Here is a 14,828-nt window from a genome sequence, read left to right on the forward strand (position 1 = left end):
GGTGCCGCTGCTTATGATTCCACGTTATTCCCGCCCCGATATGGTCGCCATCTGGTCGCCCGAAAGCAAGTTCCGCATCTGGTACGAGATTGAGGCCCATGCCTGCGACGCCATGGCCGATCTGGGCGTGATCCCGCGCGAGAACGCCGAGGCTGTCTGGAAAGCCAAGGACGTGGAATTCGACGTCGCTCGCATTGACGAAATCGAAGCCGTCACCAAGCACGACGTCATCGCCTTCCTGACCCATCTGGCCGAACATGTCGGCAGCGAAGAGGCCCGTTTCGTGCATCAGGGTATGACGTCTTCGGACGTGCTAGACACCTGCCTCAACGTCCAGCTGACCCGCGCCGCTGATCTTCTGATCGCCGACCTCGAAGGTCTTCTGGCCGCTCTGAAACGCCGCGCGATCGAACACAAAAATACCGTCCGTATCGGTCGCAGCCACGGCATCCACGCAGAGCCCACCACCATGGGTTTGACCTTTGCGCGTTTCTACGCCGAAATGGACCGCAACCTGTCGCGGATGCGCGATGCCCGTGCCGAAATCGCAACCGGCGCGATCAGCGGAGCGGTCGGCACCTTTGCCAATATCGACCCGCGTGTCGAAGAACATGTCTGTGACCAGCTGGGCTTGGTCCCCGAACCGATCAGCACGCAGGTCATCCCGCGCGACCGTCACGCGGCGTTCTTTGCGACGCTTGGCATCATCGCCAGCAGCATCGAAAACATTGCCATCGAAATCCGCCACATGCAGCGGACCGAGGTGCTGGAGGGGGCCGAGTTCTTCTCGATGGGCCAAAAGGGCTCGTCGGCCATGCCCCACAAGAAAAACCCGGTCCTGACTGAGAACCTGACCGGCCTGGCTCGCATGGTCCGAGCCGCCGTGATCCCGGCGATGGAAAACGTGGCGCTTTGGCATGAGCGCGATATCTCGCATTCCTCGGTTGAACGGATGATCGGACCCGATGCTACAATCACGCTGGATTTTGCGCTGGCCCGCCTGACCGGGGTGATCGACAAGATGCTGATCTTCCCCGAGAACATGATCGAGAACATGAACAAGTTCCCCGGCCTGGTGATGAGCCAGCGGGTACTGCTGGCCCTGACACAGGCTGGTGTCAGCCGCGAAGACGCCTATGCCATGGTTCAGCGCAACGCGTTGAAGGTTTGGGAACACCGCACCGATTTCAAAGAGGAACTGCTGGCTGACCCCGATGTCACCGCTGCGCTGAGCCCTGAAGAAATCGAAGAAAAATTCGACCTCGGGTATCACACCAAACACGTCGACACGATCTTCACCCGCGTTTTCGGCGAATAAACCTCGCCTGATCAAACGGTTCGCATGGCCCGGTTCGCACAACGCGTTCCGGGCCTTGTACTTTTGCCAGATCGCGCAAAACCGGCTATGATGTTTGGAAATGTCCGATACAGGAGATCCGACATGATCCGTACTTTGATCTGCGCACTGGCCCTTGCTTGCTCAGCCTCGGTCGCACTGGCCTGCAGTGGTCATTCCAAGCAAACTCAATCCTGTGCGCCGGGCACATTTTGGGATGCTGAAACCCAAACTTGCGCCAAAATTGTAAACAGCTGAGAAAAAATTTTCCTATTCGTGAATAAACGCGAGCCTTCGGTTGTTAGCTTTTTTGAAGATCGCACTATGCTTTCTTAAAGAAGCCCCGAAAACGGAGTAGGAAAATGCGTCTATTACTCGCTTCAGCCATTGCCCTTCAGGCCTTTGCCGTCGCGCCGGTCGCGCTGGCTGCCGGAGGTGACAGCAGCAGCCCGCCAAAACCGACCAACACCACCAAGAAGTGCCTGTTCGGCCGCGTCTATGACAAGGACGCCGGACGCTGCGTGAAGCCCGACAAAACCAACTTCTCCCAAGACGAGCTGTATGACGCCGTGCGCGAACTGGCCTATGACGGCCAGCTCGAGAGTGCGCAGGAAATCCTGCGTGTAATGGATCAGAATGACGACCGCGTTCTGACCTATTGGGGTTTTACTTATCGCAAAATGGGCGAGCTTGATCTGGCAAACGCCTATTACTCGGATGCCATTGCGGCGAACCCCGACAACCTGCTGGCCCGCAGCTACATGGGTCAGGGTTTTGTGACCGAAGGCAAAACCGATCTGGCAATTGCTCAGTGGCGCGAGATCAAGGCGCGCGGCGGTGAAGGTACCTGGGCCGAAGCATCCCTGCGCGAAGCGATCCAGAGAGGGCTGACCTACAGCTACTAGGCTTCAGCCTTTCTTTACCCGTTTCCCGATACTCTGCCTGTGGAACAGAATCTTGGCACCACAGGCAGATGCAGGACACAAATTCTTTGGTACAACTTGCGCCGGGTGCAGCCGCTCCTGTCGCGGACAGTCGGGATATCGACGCACCGCGTGTCCTTCCCAAAGTGCTGAGCAATCGGCAAAAGGCAGCCGTCGTTGTACGCCTTCTGCTGAATGAGGGCGCTGATATTCCCTTGGAGGAATTGCCAGACGACCTGCAGGAAAAGCTGACCCATCAGCTTGGGCAGATGGGGCTTGTGGACCGGGTCACGCTGGCATCCGTCGCACATGAATTTGCCGAAGCACTGGACAGTGTCGGTCTGTCCTTTCCTCATGGGCTGGCCGGAGCGCTGGATGCGGTCAGCGATCGGATCGCCCCCGCAACTGCGGCCCGGTTGCGCAAAGAGGCCGGAGTGCGCCAGATCGGTGATCCCTGGCAAAGGTTACGCGAAATCCCAACTGAAGATCTTGCCGAGATGGCGCAGGCCGAAAGTACCGAGATCGCCGCGGTCATGCTTTCCAAACTGGAGACGGCCAAAGCCGCACAATTGCTGGGACATCTGCCCGGCCCCATCGCCCGGCGCATAACCTATGCGGTGTCCAAGACGGCAAACATCACCCCCGAAGCGGTCGAGCGGATTGGCTGGTCGCTGGCGGCGCAACTTGATCAGCGACCAGCCACAGCCTTCAGCGATGGTCCCGGCGTGCGGGCCGGGGCCATCCTGAACCAATCTGCCGCCGCCACGCGCGACGGGCTTTTAACGGCACTGGACGAAGAAGACACGGATTTTGCCGCGGTAGTACGCCGTTCAATCTTTACCTTTGCCCACATCCCCGCGCGCATTCTGCCGCGTGATGTTCCCGCGGTTCTGCGCGGTGTGGATCAGGCTGATCTTGTGACCGCACTGGCCGGGGCCGCCACCGACGAAGACAAGGGCGCGGTCGATTTCATGCTGTCCAATATGTCCAGCCGCATGGCCGACAACCTGCGCGAGGAAATTTCAGAACGCGGCAAGGTCAAACTCTCCGAAGCCGAGGACGCCATGACCCGGATCGTTGGCGCCATTCGCACGCTGGTTGATGAAGGGGCCATAACCCTTATCGAGGAGGACAGTGAAGACTGACTTCCACCCTTGTGCTTCGCAACGCTTGTGGTTGCGGTTTCTGCCTTGTATGTCTGACCCGGCAAATCGCAACAGCCGGTGAGACCAGAATATGCCCGTCGAAAAGTCGGAACTAAGCCGCACAGAGCTTAGAAAATACTACATCACCGGATTGTTCATGAAAGGCGTCATCGGGGCCATGCGACTGCTGCCCTATGAAGCCCGCCTGGCGACCATGGGTGCGATTGCGCGGGGTTTGTCTCCGTTGATTGGCTTCACCAAGCGGGTGCGCAGCAATCTGAAACTGACTTGCCCGGACCTCCCCGAGGATGAGGTCAAGCGGATTTGCCGCGCCGTGCCCGACAATGCGGGCCGCGCAATCATGGAGCATTTTTCGCCCGAAGGTTTCACCGAGCGCCAGCGCAATGCGAAGGTCAGCGGCTCCGGCGTCGCGGCCTTTGATGCGGCCATAGCCGAAGGCCGCCCGATCATGATGATCACGGCTCATTTCGGTCACTACCTGGCGGCCCGCATCGCCCTGCAAGAGCGCAGCGGCCAACCCATCGGATGCCTGTACCGGCGCATGGCAAACCCATACTTTAACGACAAGTATGTCGAGGCGTTCTACAAGACCGGCTCACCCATGTTCGAACAGGGCCGCCGCGGGATGGTCGAAATGGTGCGTTCGCTCAAGAAAAGCGGGATCATTGCGATTGTCTCGGATCTGCACGCACATGGTGGCGAAGAACTGACGTTCTTTGGCAAACCCGCCGTGACTTCGGTGCTGAATGCAGAGCTGGCGATGAAGTACAACGCCGTTCTGATCCCGTGCTATGCCGTGCGTCAGCCCAATGGTGTGGACTTTGAAATCGTCCTGCACGACCCGGTTCCGCATACGGATCCCAAGACCATGACTCAGTTCACCAATGATGACCTAGAAGCCATGGTGAAAAAGCACATGGGACAATGGTTCTGGATTCACCGGCGCTGGAAAACGTGGAACGGGCTGGGCGTTCAGCCCGAGGACATGCCCTGATCACTTGACCCGCGTGGCCGCAACGATCGGGCCATGCCCGGCCCTCTGGACCAAAACCACAGCGGGCAGATCCGACGTCAACGTGACAGAAAACGCCTGAGGGGCCGCTCCGTCCCATTGTCCGGCCATATGCCAGTCTTCGACCACATTGGCATAGTCCAGCTCATGCCCAGCCAACTCTCCGCGCCGGATCGATGCATGGCGCATCGGCGAATACTGGATGACCCGCACGTTGTAAGTTTCACCAGCAGGCAATTCGACCGGCGTAACGCTCACTGTCACATCATCCCCTGACCGCGTTGCCGAGACCGAAGCCTGTGCTGCCGCCTTGAGGTGCGCGTTGATCAGACGGTCCAACTCGCGCGATTGCGCCCCGACCACGTCCTGTTGACCGTTCACCACCATCTGAGGCGTATAGATCATCGACCGCCCGCCCTCGCGGGCATAGGCGCGCTGACGTAATGTGTGATCGGGGTCAGCGTATTCGTCTTTCCAGCCGATGTAATCCCAGTAATCCACGTGTAGAGCCAGACCGATCACGTCATCCCGTTTGGCCAGATCATGCATGATCCGATCCGCGGGCGGACAGGACGAACACCCTTGCGAGGTGAAAAGTTCGACCACAACCGGGTCATTCTCGGCCACAGCGGCGGTGGCGAGGAAAAAGGAAACAAGTGCGGTTGCGCGAACAGATTTGATCATTATGGGTCTCAGGATTTTGGCTGGGTGCACAGTTTGGTTTAGCGGCATGCCCGTTCAACCTCCAATCAAGGTTTCTTGAGGCATGCGACCCTCGTGCCTCTTAAAATCTGTGTGCAATGGTATACATTAGGCGCAGCGCATCGCCTTGGTTCTTGAACCAAAGGCTTTGGTGATGCAGATATCACTTAGCGAATCCCGAGACCTAAGTCATTTCAGAGGGAGGCCACAGATGCCCATCAAAGTCGGACAAGATACTGCCAAAACACGCCGCAGCCTAAGCGTGAACGGTAAATCCATTTCCTATTACTCGATCCCCGCCGCGCAAGAGGCCGGTTTGGGCGATTTCTCGCGCCTTCCCGCCGCGCTCAAAGTGGTCTTGGAAAACATTCTGCGGTTTGAGGATGACGGCTTTTCCGTCTCGGTCGACGACATCAAAGCCTTTGGCGAATGGGCGACCAACGGCGGCAAGAACCCACGCGAGATTGCCTATCGCCCTGCCCGCGTTCTGATGCAGGACTTTACCGGTGTTCCGGCCGTGGTCGATCTGGCCGCAATGCGCGATGGCATCAAGGGGCTAGGTGGTGACGCGCAAAAGATCAACCCGCTGAACCCCGTGGATCTGGTCATCGACCACTCGGTCATGATCGACGAATTCGGCAACCCGCGCGCGTTCCAGATGAACGTGGACCGCGAGTATGAGCGGAACATGGAGCGTTATCAGTTCCTGAAATGGGGTCAGTCGGCCTTCAACAACTTCCGCGTTGTGCCTCCGGGAACCGGCATCTGTCACCAGGTGAACCTGGAGTATCTGGCCCAGACCGTCTGGACCGACACCGACCAGAACGGGGATGAGGTCGCCTACCCTGACACGCTGGTCGGCACCGACAGCCACACCACCATGGTCAACGGCATGGCCGTTCTGGGCTGGGGTGTCGGCGGGATCGAGGCTGAGGCCGCGATGCTGGGTCAACCAATCTCGATGCTGATCCCCGAGGTTGTGGGCTTTGAACTGACCGGCTCGATGGTCGAGGGCACTACTGGCACCGACCTTGTTCTGAAGGTCGTTGAAATGCTGCGCGAAAAGGGAGTCGTCGGCAAGTTCGTCGAGTTCTACGGCGAAGGTCTGGACCGTCTGCCGCTGGCTGACCGCGCGACGATTGCCAACATGGCCCCCGAATATGGCGCGACCTGTGGTTTCTTCCCCATCGACGGTGAAACCCTGCGCTACATGCGCAACACCGGCCGGGATGAGGAGCGTCTGGCGCTGGTCGAAGCCTACGCCAAGGAAAACGGTCTCTGGCGTGATGAGAACTACGCCCCGATCTATACCGACACGCTGACGCTGGACATGGGCACGATCGTCCCTGCGATCTCGGGTCCCAAACGCCCGCAGGACTATGTCGCCCTGACTGACGCCAAGGCGGCCTTCACCAAAGAGATGGCCGAGACCTTCAAGCGCCCGATGGGTAAACAGGTCGAGGTCAAAGGCGAAGAATACGGCATGGAGTCGGGCAAGGTTGTGATTGCCTCGATCACCTCCTGCACCAACACCTCGAACCCTTATGTGATGATCGGGGCCGGTCTGGTGGCGAAAAAGGCGCATGAGCTGGGCCTGAACCGTCAGCCTTGGGTCAAAACATCTCTGGCCCCCGGATCGCAGGTTGTGTCCGAGTATCTTGAGGCCGCAGGTCTGCAACAGCACCTGGACGCTATCGGTTTCAACCTTGTCGGCTATGGCTGCACCACCTGCATCGGGAACTCCGGCCCGATCCAGCGGGAAATCTCAGAGGCGATTTCCGAGGGCGATCTGGTCGCTACTTCGGTCCTGTCAGGCAACCGAAACTTCGAAGGCCGGATCTCACCGGACGTGCGCGCCAACTATCTGGCTTCGCCGCCGCTGGTGGTGGTCTATGCGCTGGCGGGCACGATGGGTATCGACCTGACATCGGAACCGATTGGGCAGGACAAGGACGGAAATGATGTCTTCATGAAAGACATTTGGCCGACCCAAAGCGAGATTGCCGAACTAGTCGAAGCAACCGTGACCCGCGAGGCGTTCCAGTCCAAATACGCTGACGTCTTCAAAGGCGATGAGAAATGGCAAGGCGTCGAAGTTCCGCAACAGGAAACCTATGACTGGCCTCCGACCTCGACCTACATCCAGAACCCGCCTTACTTTCAGGGCATGGGCGCCGAACCGGGCACGATCTCGAACATCGACGGTGCGAAGGTTCTGCTGATCCTTGGCGACATGATCACCACCGACCATATCTCGCCCGCCGGGTCGTTTGCCACGACCACGCCAGCCGGAAAATATCTGACCGACCGTCAGGTGCAACCGCGCGAGTTCAACTCGTATGGCTCGCGCCGCGGCAACCACGAGGTCATGATGCGTGGCACATTCGCCAACATCCGCGTAAAGAACGAGATGCTGGATGGTGTCGAGGGCGGTTACACAAAGGGCCCCGATGGTCAGCAGACCTCGGTCTATGAGGCGTCGATGGCTTATCAGGAACAGGGCGTTCCTCTGGTGGTATTCGGCGGTGAACAGTACGGCGCGGGGTCTTCGCGTGACTGGGCGGCCAAGGGTACGGCGCTGCTAGGCGTCAAGGCCGTGATCGCCGAAAGCTTTGAGCGCATCCACCGCTCGAACCTGGTTGGTATGGGCGTCATCCCGTTGGAATTCACCGGCGGTGACACCCGCAAAACGCTGGGCCTGAAGGGCGACGAAACCGTCTCGATCCACGGTCTGGACACGGTCGAACCGCTGCAAGAGGTGCCCTGCACCATCGTCTATGGCGACGGCACCGAGAAGACGATCACGCTGAAATGCCGGATCGATACCGCGCCCGAGATCGAATACATCGAAAACGGCGGTGTTCTGCAATACGTTCTCAGGAACCTGGCAAAAGCAGGCTAAAAGACCAAAGCCCCGGCCTCTGCGCCGGGGCTTTTGCATTCAGCACCTCACGTCCAAACCCAAGAAAAGAGCGCGTGCCGAAGGCACGCACCGCTTGGCAACAGCTCGGGTTACTGACCGGCCTTTTCCAGGGCCGGGCGAATAGTGTTTTCGATCACACGCTGAGTGATCGGACCAGCGAAACGCAAAATGATCGTGCCATTTCCATCCACGACATAGGTCTCGGGCACGCCATAAAGGCCCCAGTCCAGCGCCATGCGACCCTGCTCATCCCGCCCTATCGCCTCGTAAGGGTCACCGAGCTCGGTCAGGAACGCATCCGCATTGGCCAGTTGGTCCTTGTAGTTGATGCCATAGACCGGAATGCCCTCTTCCGACAGCGCCTCAAGGTTTGGATGCTCGGCCCGGCACGGGGCACACCAACTGGCCCAATAGTTCACCAGCTTGACCTCACCATCCCGCAAGGTGGCATCGTCAAACAACGTCTTGCCCGGAAACTCGGTCAGAACGACCGGCGGGGCGGATTGACCTTCGCGCGCTGATGGCAGCGCATTGGGATCTTCGCGGAACATGCCGATACCGGCCAGTACGGCAAAAGCACCGAAGATCAACGGCGGAGCGATCATCAATGGTGAAATCTTAGCCATTGCGCGTCATCCTGTTTTCAACCTTTTCCATCTCGGCCCGGATCTTGCGGCCACGCAGGACCGAAAGAACCACAAGGGCAACCAACAATGCCAGCGACGCCGCATAGGACCACAGGACCGCGTCCGCATACTTTCCAAGATCAGGCATCATCCGCTAACCCTTTCCCGTGCCAAAAGCGCCTTTATCCGCCGCGCTCGGATTTCAGTTCCGGTCCGATACAGCACCAGCGCAATGAACAGCAGAACAAACCCGATCATGCACAGCAGCAGAGGGTAGAAGTAGATGTTCGAGACTTTCTCTTCCGTATCTGCACCGGTCACCGCTGCGGCACGCATCACCGAAGCCCCCTGATGCAGGCCCTGGTTCCAGAAGTTCACGGCATATCGGCTAAGAAGCGCAAAAACCGACCCCACCAGACACAGGACCGAGGTCAGATCAGCCGCCGTGTCAGAATCCTCGATCGCTTCCCACAGGGCGACATAGCCCAGATAGAACAGAAACAGGATCAGAAACGACGTCAGACGCGGGTCCCACGCCCACCATGTGCCCCACATCGGCTGGCCCCAGATCGCGCCGGTTGCCAGAGCGATCAGTGTCATCACGATCCCGACCGGAGCTGCCGCACGCGCGGCCAGCGCACTGACATGGTGGCGTCGCACCAGCCAGACCAGCGAAGTTACCAGCATCATCAGCCAGCAATTGATCGCCATAAGCGCCGAAGGCACGTGCAGATAGATGATCTTGACCGTTGAGCCTTGCTTGTAATCATCCGGTGTGAAGAAAAACCCCCAGATCAGGCCAACGACCAGGCAAATGGCGGACGAAATCCAGAAAACCGGCAGAACCCGTTCGCTGGTTGCCAGGAATTTGCGTGGGTTGGCGTATTCCCAGAGGGTGTTGGCTTTGGCTGCTATAGACATGGGCCTTACTTAGTCCGAGTCGTGCTTGTTCTCAATTGACATCAGTCAAACTGCGACCGCGTCACCGAAGGTTGATCCGCAACACCGCGGCGCTAGCAAACGGCAGCAACGCAATCGTAGCCGCGGTGATCCCGCCCAGCATAAGCAAAGGGGTCTGCGTTTCCATCCCAGTAGCCCCGCGACGGGCGACTTCGGCCCCAAAAATCAGTGTTGGAACGTAAAGCGGCAGAACCAGCAGAGATAACAGCAACCCGCCGCGTTTCAGGCCCACGGTCAGGGCAGCACCAAAGGTTCCAATAACGCTCATGGCCGGGGTGCCTATCAGCAGCGAGATCACCAGCCAGAAAAAGCCAGGCACCGGCAGGTTCAGCAAAACACCCAGAAACGGCGCGGCCAGAACTAATGGCAAACCGGTCGTCAGCCAATGCGCCAGCGCTTTGATCGACACGACAGCCTCAAGCGGCAACGGCGCGGTGGCCAGCAGGTCCAGCGACCCGTCCTCCCAATCCAATGCAAGCAGTCGGTCCAGCGACAGCAGGCAGGCCAAGAGCGCCCCCAGCCACAGGATACCGGGCGCGATGGTGGATAGCAGCGAGGATTGTGGGCCCACTGAAAAAGGTACCAGAACGGTCACGATCAGGAAGAACGCAAGCCCCAGCCCAAAGCCCCCTCCGGCACGGAAGGCCAGTTTCAGGTCGCGCAACAAAAGGGCGATCACAGGAAGCCTCCGTCAAAATCGTCGATGGGCTTTGGCTTGGCTTTGTTGGGGCCCACATCCAGAACTTCGCCTTCGAGGCCAAGGTCGATATGGGTCGCGATCAGGGCCGAGCCCCCCTGCCCCAGATGCGCGCGTACGGCATCGGCAAACATTTGTACAGCGTTCTTGTCCAGCGACACGGTCGGCTCGTCCAGCATCCAGATCGACCGCCCGGTGACCAGCATCCGGGCCAGACCAAGGCGGCGCTTCTGACCGGCTGAAAGGTTCCCAGCATGGCGGTCAGATAACTCGTTCAGTTCAAAGGCATCCAGTGCGGGTTGAATATCCTGCGTTCCGAAGACCGAAGCCCAGAAGGTCAGGTTTTCCACCACCGTCAGCGTCGGCTTCAGTCCGTCGGAATGCGAAGCATAGGCAATTTGATCCTCGGCCCCCTTGACCGTACCCGCCAGTGGCAACTGCAATCCGGCCAAAGTCCGCAGCAGCGTCGTTTTGCCGATACCGTTTGGCCCGCGCAGGATCAGCGCGCGCCCTGGCAGTAGCGAGAAGGTAAGTCCTTCCAGAACGGGAATGCCGCCACGGGCGATGGCTAGGTCGGTCACGGTCAGTGTCATGCAGTCCCGCTTATCTCATTGCGGACAGGGGCAAAAGGCGAGATTTGCCGCAGGGACAGCAGGGCCGAGCAATTTGTCGGGTGCGGGAGCGAGAGGCCAGCCTCTCGCGCTCTCCGAGGTATTTTGGGCCAGATGAAGGAGGATCCGGTTATACGGGGATCAAAGCGAGCGCGATGCGGCGACCTTCGGACAGCAGAACATTGTATGTCCGGCAGGCAGCTGGTGCATTCATGATCTCGACGCCGATACCAACCTTTTCCATCGCGCTGCGAAGGTCTGTGGGTATGTGCGTGAGATCGGCGCCGGTTCCGATAAGCAAGACGTCAACATTTTCGGCCAGAGCAAGCAGCGGATCGCGATCATCATAACCACCCCAAGCTGTGGTACCTTGCGCGCCTGTCAGAACCGCGCCCTCGTAAACCTGACCGCCGATGCGGAAGAAACCGGGGCCATAGCCGTCGATCGGCACAGCGTTGTTATATGTGATCTCATTCAATCGCATGGGCGTCCTCTATGCCCCATATAGGCAACCCCGACAAGGCGGCAACCGCGATCGCGATATAGGCCGCATAGCGGTAGAGTTTCTCTTTTTCCGGGTTGAACATCCGGCCGCCCAGCCAGTTGCCCAACAGATTTGGGACCGAAAGCGCCAGCCCCAGAAAGATGCTGTCGGGCGTCACGCGCCCCATGGCGGACAGGAAGCCAAAGATCAGGAAATCAAACCCGAAGAGAAACAGCAGGATGGTGGCACGGATGACCTCGATCGGCAGCGGACGGGACATGTAGAACAGGATCACGGCAGGTCCAGGCAGGCCTGCGACACCACCTAAAAATCCGGCGGCACCACCAATTGCCGTCACCATCGCGCGCCGCACACGGCCCTGATACCGCAGGCCAAGGATCAGGATTGCCAGCAACAACAGGGCCAAAAGGCTGACCGCGTATCGGAACACCTCAGGCGCGACCAGTGTAAGTAGCCACAAGCCAATCGGCAGAAGCAAGGCGCATCCCAGCAGCAACCGCACAAGGTCGCCGCGATCCACGGCTCGCCATGCCCGTCGCAGGTTGGGCAGTGGTCCGAAGATGTCCATGATGGTCAGCCCGATCAGCGCCCCGAACGGGCCCAGAAACGGTGTCGCCAGAGGCAGGAAGATCAGCGCGGTCCCAAACCCGGAAAACCCGCGCACGACTCCGCTTAGAAAAGCTGCAAAAAAGAGTACGGCCAGCCCCGTCGGGGACTGGCCGAACAGATCAAGCGTCCACATTCGCGAACTGATTGCCCGCGTTGTTGGACGGTTTGGACCAGTCGCGCTTGACACCCAGCCACAACAGGATGGTAGAAGCCACAAAGACCGATGAGTACGTCCCCACGATCACACCCCAGATCATGGCAAAGACAAAGCCACGGATCACGTCCCCGCCAAGCACATAGAGCGAGATCAGCGCCAGCAGGGTCGTGACAGAGGTCATGACCGTCCGGCTGAGGGTTTCGTTGATCGAGATGTTCAGCACCTCTTTGAGGTCTTTCTTTTTGTACTTCCGCAGGTTCTCGCGCACACGGTCGAACACGACCACGGTGTCATTCAGCGAATACCCCACAATCGTCAGCAACGCGGCGATAATGGCCAGGTCGAACCGGATTTGAAGCTCTGAGAAGATCCCGATGGTCAGGATCACGTCATGCACCAGCGCTGCGACCGCACCCAAAGCGAATTGCCATTCAAAGCGCAGCCAGATGTAGACAAGCACCGCGCCAATCGCCAGCGCGACCGCAATGACCGCCGTTTGGATCAATTCGCCCGAGACTTTGGGGCCAACAGATTCGACCGAGACAAACTGAATATCCGGAGCCGCAATCTTTAGCGCCTCTTCAACCGCTGTGACGGTCTCAGCCGACACTGCTTCTGCCTCGGCCTGAGCCTGAATACGGATCATCGCGACATTTTCATCAGGCCCGAAGGTTGGATCGAAAATTTCGGTGATGGTCACGTCGCCCAGTTCCAGCGGAGCGATCGCATCGCGATAGGCGCCAACGTCCACGACCTCGGCGCTTTGGGTTCGGATAGTGGTCCCGCCGCGGAAGTCGATGCCAAAGTTCAGGCCTTGGATCATGAATGAGGTGAAGGCAATCACCATCATCAGGCCGGAAATGCCCAGCCAGATTTTCCAGCGACTGAAGAAGTCGAACGAGGTGTTCTGGGGTACGAGTTTCAGTCTCATGTCAAACCTCGATCGTTTTCGGACGGCGGCGTTCGAACCACATGACGATCATCAGACGCGTCACGAAGATCGCGGTGAAGACCGAGGTCAGAATACCAAGGCCCAGTGTGATTGCGAAACCGCGCACCGGACCGCTGCCCATAGCAAACAGGATCACAGCGGTGATGAAGGTGGTCACGTTCGCGTCCAAAATGGCCGACAACGCCTTTTCATAGCCCAGCTCGATGGCCCGGGCCGGCCCTCTGGCGGATTTCAGTTCTTCGCGAATACGCTCAAAGATCAGCACGTTGGCGTCCACCGCCATACCCACAGTAAGAACGATGCCCGCGATGCCGGGCAGAGTCAGCGTGGCGCCGATCAGGGACAACAGGCCAAACAAAAGGCCCACGTTGATGATCAGAGCGATGTTGGCAAAGATACCGAACAGACCATAGCTAAGCGCCATAAAGGTCAACACGGCGACAAAGGCCACGATTGTTGCCACCTTACCGGCGTCGATGCTGTCTTGTCCGAGTTCTGGGCCAATGGTGCGTTCCTCAAGGAACTCCAGCCCCGCAGGCAGGGCACCCGCACGCAGCAGGACGGCCAGATTGGTGCTTTCTTCAACTGTGAAGTTGCCGGTGATGATACCTGAACCACCGGGGATGTGGCTTTGGATCACAGGGGCCGAAATGACCTCATCATCAAGAACGATTGCGAACGGTTGGCCGATATTTTCCAGCGTGTAGTCGCCGAACTTGCGTGCGCCAGACGTGTTGAACCGGAAGCTGACCGCCGGGCGTCCATTCTGGTCAAAGGATGGCTGGGCATCCACCAGTTCCTCGCCGGTGACGACAGGAGCGGACTCGACGGTGTAGAAGATACCGTTCTCATCGATGGAAGGGATGATTTTTTCGCCGATGCCTGGCACAGCGTTTTCATTCGTGCCCCGTCCAACGACCGGATTAAAGGTCAACTGCGCGGTGGTGCCGATAATCTCTTTCAACTCACCCGCGCTGCCAATGCCGGGAACCTGAATCAGAATACGGTCCGCGCCCTGGCGCTGAATCGTGGGTTCGCGCGTGCCGACTTCGTCGATACGACGGCGCACGATCTCAAGCGACTGGCGTACGGTGCGGTCGTCCGAGGCCAGCCTTTCCGCTTCGGAAAGCTGAACAACGATAGTGTCGCCTTCGGCGCGCGCTTCGATGTCCGTGGCCCCTACTCCGGTCAGGGTCTGCACCTGTCGGGCCAATCCGCGCACAACCTCAAGCGCGCGGTTGATGCCCTCTGGCTGGCTGATTTTGACGCTAATTTCGTCGGGAGCCGACTCCTGTTTGCGGATCGTGCCAACGGTGGCGCGTTCATCCCGCAGCGCATCACGGATTTCCGGCCACATCGCCTCCATCCGGGATTCGTAGACATCCGAGACCTGAACTTCTGCCAGCAGATGTGCACCGCCGCGCAGATCGAGGCCCAGATTGACCAGAGACGACGGCAGCCAGTTTGGCCACTGCGCCGCTTCGGCCCGCATTTCAGGGGTGTCGATGCCAAGCTCGATTGCGGCCTTGGCATCGTTGGATTGCTCGACGCGCGTATAAAACGCATTCGGCAGGGCCATCAGCAGGCCGATCACGCAGACCGACCAGATCAGAACCCGCTTCCAGGTATCAATTTGCAGCATTACCCTG

15 protein-coding genes are annotated in these 14,828 nt (G+C 58.9%); 5 read left to right on the forward strand and 10 right to left on the reverse strand.

Going from position 1 to position 14,828, the window contains the following annotated elements; all coding sequences use genetic code 11:
- Positions 1-13: 13 nt before the first annotated feature.
- The 4 genes from purB (at position 14) to GOV53_RS17160 (ending at position 4,419) form a co-directional block, all read left to right on the forward strand.
- Positions 14-1,318 (forward strand): adenylosuccinate lyase, encoded by a 1,305-nt coding sequence (gene purB, locus GOV53_RS17145; protein WP_170468614.1) that lies wholly within the window; start codon positions 14-16, stop codon positions 1,316-1,318.
- Between the two features lie 380 nt (positions 1,319-1,698).
- Positions 1,699-2,241, forward strand: a complete 543-nt coding sequence (locus GOV53_RS17150) for a tetratricopeptide repeat protein (RefSeq protein WP_170468616.1) — start codon at positions 1,699-1,701, stop codon at positions 2,239-2,241.
- Between the two features lie 86 nt (positions 2,242-2,327).
- Complete coding sequence (locus GOV53_RS17155) at positions 2,328-3,404, forward strand: flagellar motor switch protein FliG (protein ID WP_254439318.1); 1,077 nt, start codon at positions 2,328-2,330, stop codon at positions 3,402-3,404.
- Positions 3,405-3,495: 91 nt separating this feature from the next.
- Entirely contained in the window at positions 3,496-4,419 is a 924-nt protein-coding gene (locus GOV53_RS17160) for a lysophospholipid acyltransferase family protein (RefSeq protein WP_170468620.1), read from the forward strand.
- Here the strand turns inward: GOV53_RS17160 and GOV53_RS17165 are convergent, their stop codons facing one another.
- Positions 4,420-5,121: a DUF1223 domain-containing protein gene (locus GOV53_RS17165; RefSeq protein WP_170468622.1), complete on the reverse strand. Its 702-nt coding sequence runs from the start codon at positions 5,119-5,121 to the stop codon at positions 4,420-4,422.
- Between the two features lie 229 nt (positions 5,122-5,350).
- Here GOV53_RS17165 and acnA point away from each other — a divergent pair, with 229 nt between their 5' ends.
- On the forward strand, positions 5,351-8,041 hold the full coding sequence (gene acnA / locus GOV53_RS17170) for an aconitate hydratase AcnA (RefSeq protein WP_170468623.1): 2,691 nt from the start codon (positions 5,351-5,353) through the stop codon (positions 8,039-8,041).
- Between the two features lie 110 nt (positions 8,042-8,151).
- Here acnA and GOV53_RS17175 read toward each other — a convergent pair whose 3' ends face one another.
- The 9 genes from GOV53_RS17175 to secD all read right to left on the reverse strand — a co-directional run bounded on the left by GOV53_RS17175 (position 8,152) and on the right by secD (position 14,821).
- A complete protein-coding gene (locus GOV53_RS17175; protein WP_170468625.1) occupies positions 8,152-8,688 on the reverse strand; it encodes a DsbE family thiol:disulfide interchange protein in 537 nt (178 codons plus the stop codon).
- Entirely contained in the window at positions 8,681-8,839 is a 159-nt protein-coding gene (gene ccmD, locus GOV53_RS17180; protein ID WP_170468627.1) for a heme exporter protein CcmD, read from the reverse strand. Before ccmD ends, GOV53_RS17175 begins: the two co-directional genes overlap by 8 nt.
- Positions 8,836-9,609 (reverse strand): heme ABC transporter permease, encoded by a 774-nt coding sequence (locus tag GOV53_RS17185; protein ID WP_170468628.1) that lies wholly within the window; start codon positions 9,607-9,609, stop codon positions 8,836-8,838. The genes ccmD and GOV53_RS17185 overlap by 4 nt, the downstream gene beginning before the upstream one ends.
- A gap of 61 nt (positions 9,610-9,670) precedes the next feature.
- Positions 9,671-10,327 (reverse strand): heme exporter protein CcmB, encoded by a 657-nt coding sequence (gene ccmB / locus GOV53_RS17190; RefSeq protein ID WP_170468630.1) that lies wholly within the window; start codon positions 10,325-10,327, stop codon positions 9,671-9,673.
- Positions 10,324-10,938: a heme ABC exporter ATP-binding protein CcmA gene (gene ccmA / locus GOV53_RS17195; RefSeq protein WP_170468632.1), complete on the reverse strand. Its 615-nt coding sequence runs from the start codon at positions 10,936-10,938 to the stop codon at positions 10,324-10,326. The genes ccmB and ccmA overlap by 4 nt, the downstream gene beginning before the upstream one ends.
- Positions 10,939-11,086: 148 nt before the next feature.
- On the reverse strand, positions 11,087-11,440 hold the full coding sequence (locus tag GOV53_RS17200) for an Mth938-like domain-containing protein (protein ID WP_170468634.1): 354 nt from the start codon (positions 11,438-11,440) through the stop codon (positions 11,087-11,089).
- On the reverse strand, positions 11,427-12,203 hold the full coding sequence (locus tag GOV53_RS17205; protein WP_170468636.1) for a TSUP family transporter: 777 nt from the start codon (positions 12,201-12,203) through the stop codon (positions 11,427-11,429). Before GOV53_RS17205 ends, GOV53_RS17200 begins: the two co-directional genes overlap by 14 nt.
- A complete protein-coding gene (secF, locus tag GOV53_RS17210; RefSeq protein WP_170428175.1) occupies positions 12,190-13,158 on the reverse strand; it encodes a protein translocase subunit SecF in 969 nt (322 codons plus the stop codon). The genes GOV53_RS17205 and secF overlap by 14 nt, the downstream gene beginning before the upstream one ends.
- 1 nt (position 13,159) lies before the next feature.
- Positions 13,160-14,821: a protein translocase subunit SecD gene (secD, locus tag GOV53_RS17215; RefSeq protein WP_170468638.1), complete on the reverse strand. Its 1,662-nt coding sequence runs from the start codon at positions 14,819-14,821 to the stop codon at positions 13,160-13,162.
- Positions 14,822-14,828: the final 7 nt, after the last annotated feature.

Origin of the sequence: Ruegeria arenilitoris (assembly GCF_013035315.1) — a bacterium.
Classification (GTDB): domain Bacteria; phylum Pseudomonadota; class Alphaproteobacteria; order Rhodobacterales; family Rhodobacteraceae; genus Ruegeria; species Ruegeria arenilitoris_D.

Coding starts and splice junctions, on each gene's coding strand:
- purB (WP_170468614.1), top strand. CDS start 14: ATGATTCCACGTTATTCCCGCCCCGATATGGTCGCCATCTGGTCGCCC.
- GOV53_RS17150 (WP_170468616.1), top strand. CDS start 1,699: ATGCGTCTATTACTCGCTTCAGCCATTGCCCTTCAGGCCTTTGCCGTC.
- GOV53_RS17160 (WP_170468620.1), top strand. CDS start 3,496: ATGCCCGTCGAAAAGTCGGAACTAAGCCGCACAGAGCTTAGAAAATAC.
- GOV53_RS17165 (WP_170468622.1), bottom strand. CDS start 5,121: ATGATCAAATCTGTTCGCGCAACCGCACTTGTTTCCTTTTTCCTCGCC.
- acnA (WP_170468623.1), top strand. CDS start 5,351: ATGCCCATCAAAGTCGGACAAGATACTGCCAAAACACGCCGCAGCCTA.
- GOV53_RS17175 (WP_170468625.1), bottom strand. CDS start 8,688: ATGGCTAAGATTTCACCATTGATGATCGCTCCGCCGTTGATCTTCGGT.
- ccmD (WP_170468627.1), bottom strand. CDS start 8,839: ATGATGCCTGATCTTGGAAAGTATGCGGACGCGGTCCTGTGGTCCTAT.
- GOV53_RS17185 (WP_170468628.1), bottom strand. CDS start 9,609: ATGTCTATAGCAGCCAAAGCCAACACCCTCTGGGAATACGCCAACCCA.
- ccmA (WP_170468632.1), bottom strand. CDS start 10,938: ATGACACTGACCGTGACCGACCTAGCCATCGCCCGTGGCGGCATTCCC.
- GOV53_RS17200 (WP_170468634.1), bottom strand. CDS start 11,440: ATGCGATTGAATGAGATCACATATAACAACGCTGTGCCGATCGACGGC.
- GOV53_RS17205 (WP_170468636.1), bottom strand. CDS start 12,203: ATGTGGACGCTTGATCTGTTCGGCCAGTCCCCGACGGGGCTGGCCGTA.
- secF (WP_170428175.1), bottom strand. CDS start 13,158: ATGAGACTGAAACTCGTACCCCAGAACACCTCGTTCGACTTCTTCAGT.
- secD (WP_170468638.1), bottom strand. CDS start 14,821: ATGCTGCAAATTGATACCTGGAAGCGGGTTCTGATCTGGTCGGTCTGC.